The 4,272-nt window shown below is 59.0% G+C and carries 4 protein-coding genes and 2 pseudogenes; 1 reads left to right on the top strand and 5 read right to left on the bottom strand.

Features of this window, described 5'->3' with window-relative positions; genetic code table 11:
* From C9413_RS28560 to C9413_RS28570, 3 genes are all read right to left on the bottom strand, one after another.
* Window positions 1-387, bottom strand: a 387-nt coding sequence (locus tag C9413_RS28560) for a transposase (protein WP_170251240.1), incomplete at its 3' end; no start/stop codon positions are given.
* Between the two features lie 214 nt (window positions 388-601).
* Window positions 602-910 carry an ATPase inhibitor subunit zeta gene (locus C9413_RS28565; protein WP_223843950.1) on the bottom strand — a complete coding sequence of 103 codons (309 nt, stop codon included), beginning with the start codon at window positions 908-910 and terminating at the stop codon, window positions 602-604.
* Between the two features lie 159 nt (window positions 911-1,069).
* Complete coding sequence (locus C9413_RS28570) at window positions 1,070-1,930, bottom strand: NmrA family NAD(P)-binding protein (RefSeq protein ID WP_039845834.1); 861 nt, start codon at window positions 1,928-1,930, stop codon at window positions 1,070-1,072.
* 250 nt (window positions 1,931-2,180) lie between these two features.
* Between C9413_RS28570 and C9413_RS33930 the strand changes: the two are divergent.
* Window positions 2,181-2,312, top strand: a pseudogene (locus C9413_RS33930) (type II toxin-antitoxin system mRNA interferase toxin, RelE/StbE family); the annotation flags it as partial.
* A 605-nt stretch (window positions 2,313-2,917) separates the two neighbouring features.
* On the opposite strand, the gene virB11 reads toward C9413_RS33930, so the two are convergent.
* Both virB11 and C9413_RS32860 read right to left on the bottom strand, forming a co-directional pair.
* Window positions 2,918-4,000 (bottom strand): P-type DNA transfer ATPase VirB11, encoded by a 1,083-nt coding sequence (gene virB11, locus C9413_RS28575; RefSeq protein WP_052451595.1) that lies wholly within the window; start codon window positions 3,998-4,000, stop codon window positions 2,918-2,920.
* Between the two features lie 8 nt (window positions 4,001-4,008).
* Window positions 4,009-4,272, bottom strand: a pseudogene (locus tag C9413_RS32860) (type IV secretion system protein VirB10); the annotation flags it as partial.

Below are 4,272 nucleotides of genomic sequence, written 5' to 3' on the forward strand. Positions count from 1 at the left end.
TTCCACCACAGTCTCAAACATGTGTCGGAGGATATCACTTTGCCGGAACCGGCCGTGACGGTTCTTCGAAAAGCTGGAATGATCCGGTACCTTTCCGTCCAGGCCAAGGCGGCAAAACCACCGATATGCGAGATTGAGATGGACCTCCTCGCAAAGTCGCCGTTCCGACCGGATACCCATGCTGTAGCCGATGATCAGCATTCGCATCATCAGCTCAGGATCAACTGAGGGCCGACCAGTGTTGCTATAGAACGGCTTCAACTGTGCTCGAACGCTATCGAGATCGAGGTGACGATCGATCCCGCGCAGCAGATGGTCCGCAGGGACATGATCATCGAGGCAGAAGTCGTAAAAGAGCTGCGCCGGAACCGCCTGACATCCCATCATTCGCCTGATCCCCCTGCAAATCACTCAGAGGATTGAATCACGCGTCCCAAGCATCGGCAATGCCGAGTTTTTCAACAATATCGGCGCGAAGCGGAAGCGGCTCCTTGGCAGCTTCCGGCCCAATGGAGTCATTTGAAGCGTGGCAGGAGTTGTTTCGCGGTCACGTTGACGCGCGTCCGGGCGGAACTGAACCGGTCCTCTCTAAGCACCGTCGTCATCTCGGCTGGAGATTGCGCGCAATCTGCACCAGTGCGGCGTCGCTGGCATCTGCGCTGTCTGTTTTTCTTCCGGCATCCAGCCATGATTGGGTCATGACGCTCAGAATTTGCTCTCTGGATTGAACCACACCCGCGGCATCGAAGTCCCTGCGAATTATGGCCAACACGTCGTTGCGTTTGACGTCGAGCGTGCCCCTCGCGAGGTCATTCGAGTAGGCCGTGGCACTTTCGCCGAATAATCCCAATTTTTGCGCCGCCCACATCCCAACCAGCTTATTGCGCCGCACCATTCGCCACGTATCCATTGAGATTCTCCATTGCTCGCCTTCTGGAATTATATCAGAAACCCACTATGGATCATCGTAAATGCAACAGCCGCGGTGCTGTCACACTGCGGCCCTGGTCCACTAGCACCCAAGTGGCCTTTGGCGGTCTCGCTTTCCTTTTTCGTCCATCGGGACGCGTTAGGATGAGTCGCGAACAAGCTTGCCTATGTAGGTCTGGAGCGAGATCGATCCTCGAATTGGATCCTCGGGATATTCGGGACCATCGGCGGTGAGAGCCGTCATCCTTGCATATGAGTGAGCTGCCGCGTCGGAGAAGCCCAAACTGCGGTATGCGTCTTCCCAGTTTTCGCGCGGGATCACGTCGACGCGAACAGCCCGGCCGAGGGCGGCGGCGAAGGCTGCGGCGACATCGTTGGGGGAGTACCGTTTCGGCCCCTCGACGGGGTGTATGCCGATCTTTTCGATCGGCTCCTGCAGGAGCCGCGCCGCCACCCTTCCCAGATCCTCCGGCGCGACCATCGGGAGCGTGAGGTCGGCAGGGAGCATGGTCGATAGCACGCCGTCCTTCGTGACGGGCCCCACCATCGTATCCCAGTTACTGTAGTAGTAGGCTGCGCGGACGACACTGGCAGGAATCGGCTGGTTCCTCAGGCCCACTTCCAGTTCGTAAAGGATGTTGAGATCGCCGCATTCCTCGCCCGGCTGCGCGCCCATGGTTGATTCCGCCACCACCTTGTCCAGCCCGGATCCTTCGATCGCCTCGAGCAGGCAGCGCACGGTCTCGCGTTCCTCCCGATCCGTATCGCTCGAGATGTCAGCGTTCGGGTTCAGTAGGAAGGCCCGCTTCCCACTACGGAATACCTCACGCAGCGACGTCACGTCGTGGACGTCTGCGACGGCGACCTCCGCGCCCCGCTGTCGCCATGCACCGGCCTTCTCAGAGTTTCGCGTGACGACCGTGACGGCTTCGCCTTCGTCGAGCAACGTCTGCGCGACGGCGGAGCCGACGTGGCCCGTCCCGCCAACAACGATGTACATTTGCCATGTCTCCAGCAGTGATGTGGCGCATAACCCCTCGCCCCTTTCAAAGGTTCCCTTTTCGTTGCGGACGCAGTTCACCGACGCGGAGCGCTTCTTCGCCTGGATCAGACGAACCGCCGGCTCAGGAAAGACCCGGAAGCGACCATCAACTCCGCCAAGGCCTTCCTTTACGCCGCATCCATCATGGACCCTCCTCAGACGCACTTGCCCGCGCTTCATGAATTGTCGGACAGACCCTAAGGATCGCTACAAGATCAAATTGCGAGGCAGTGGCTATCGGCTCGTGTATGAGGTGCGAGGCGCAGATATTGTCGTGCTTGTGATCGCGACTGGCAAGCGCGAGCACTATGACGTTTACAAAACCGTCGATCGCAGATGAACTTCCGCCGTTAGACCGGGTGGCCCGACAGGTCAGTATCTTTTGATCGCGTCAGCGTGGACAGACGGAATTTAGTGGCGTTGCATATAGATCAGGCCGCCCAGGATAACGATCCCGACCAGTGGCAGGGCAATGTAGATGATGTTGAACAGGTTACTTTGGTCGACCACTATCATCTCCTTTGAGCTTCAAAATGCAGCCTTCGCCACAGATATGGGCCAGAATCGCGGCAAATCAGATAGCCAAGGAAACCGAAGCCGGTCGCGATGGACACAACGTCGCGATGTGCCAAGAGTGCCACAACCGGCGAAAGAGCCCTGCGGACAAGATATCGGGAAGCCGGCGTCGGAATTTTTGCGCTCCGTGTCGATGATCTCGACAAACTCAGCTGCTGCTTCGCGATCCGAGCGCCCTCGGTTTGCGCCAGACGCTTCGAGATGTTGTCAGGATCGCGCACATCGTCGCGATAGCCGCCGACATCCTCGACCCTGCCTTCAAACACCACCCTGGGATTCTGTTTCCTAATCGCAATTTGTTTCAAGACCCGCGGTGCTCCATGACGGAACGGCCAGAGCCTCTCTCCGACCACCTCAACCATCACGAGGTTACGTCCTCCTCTGCCTCTCAGTTCTGCGGCCCCCACAAGCTGACCATTTCTGGCCGGCTTTCACAACGGCGACACCGATCCCGGGTGCTTGCGCGTCCCGGTAATAGACCTCGCTCACCCGAAACCGTCCATCGATGCGTTTGCACTGGACGATGACGTCGATGGCAATCATCAACAGCGCACGGATATCATGCCTGTCGAGATCCCTGCCGCCTTCCGATTCCTTGACCAGCAATGTCAGCTGTTCGAAGGCGAGCTGCGCGGAGCCGGCATGCACTGTCGTGATCGAACCTGGGTGCCCCGAATTGACATTGCGGATGTAATAGAATGCCGTTCCGTCCCGCAGTTCCTGCAGCAGAATTCGATCGGGCCGCATGCGCAGGCTAGATTCCAGCAGGTCCCTGGCGCCGATCTTCGCCAGGCCCTGACCTCCTTTGGAATAAAAGAGACGAACGTGGTTCGATTGCGGGATGACCAGCTCGGGCGTGTCCTCGATCGAAATGATCCGCTCGCTTGACGGAATATGACGGATCAGCGCTTTCGACAAGGTCGTTTTGCCAGAGCCCGTTGCGCCGGAAATGATGATGTTTTTTCTCGCCTGGACGGCTTCGCGCAGAAACGCATTGTAGGCCCTGTTCCTGTAGTACCCCAAAAGCTTGCCGTCCGATGCGTTGCCGTCTGTTTCGGTTTTCAAGCCATCATCGAACAGGCCGCCGTCATCGAGATCGTCGAGGCTTAGCGAAACGGACGACGGCTTCCGGATCGTAACGCTGACCGTTCCCTTCGTCGTTGCCGGTGGGATCACGATCTGGATCCGCTCATCGTCCGGCAGAGTGGCCGACAGGATCGGCCGTGTTTCATCGATCGCTTGACTGGAATAGCTTGCGACAGCGCGGGCAAGACGCATCAGCTTGTCGAACGATAGATCCGGCAGATCGTGGGTCTGCCATCCGGCCCTCCCCTCGGTCACCACCTGACCCGGCCAGTTGACGATGATCTCGTAAAGCGACATGTCGCGCAGAAAGGCGGAGATTGGCGCAAGAAGTTCGCGCACGACACCGCAATCTTCTCCTTCGGTCATCGGCGTACCTATTTGGTGACCAGAGTGGAAGGCGGGCTGAAATCCCCGAGAACGGCGCGGTCATAGGGCCTGTTGCGAGGGTCCGTCACGCGAAGCCGGTAAACGCCAGAGCAATCAAGATCCCGCGCAACGAAGATTGAGACGAGGTCGCCCGGGTGTTGCAGAAGCGGCGGCGGGGAATGGAGCGTCGGTTGCACCGCGATCGCCGCGGCTGTCGGGCCGGGACTCGGGGGAACCGGCGCCCCGACATGGCCGTCCTGTAGCCGCGCGCA

Origin of the sequence: Rhizobium sp. SEMIA 4085 (assembly GCF_013004495.1) — a bacterium.
GTDB classification, from domain to species: domain Bacteria; phylum Pseudomonadota; class Alphaproteobacteria; order Rhizobiales; family Rhizobiaceae; genus Rhizobium; species Rhizobium gallicum.

Coding starts and splice junctions, on each gene's coding strand:
- C9413_RS28565 (WP_223843950.1), bottom strand. CDS start 910: ATGGATACGTGGCGAATGGTGCGGCGCAATAAGCTGGTTGGGATGTGG.
- virB11 (WP_052451595.1), bottom strand. CDS start 4,000: ATGACCGAAGGAGAAGATTGCGGTGTCGTGCGCGAACTTCTTGCGCCA.
- C9413_RS28570 (WP_039845834.1), bottom strand. CDS start 1,930: ATGTACATCGTTGTTGGCGGGACGGGCCACGTCGGCTCCGCCGTCGCG.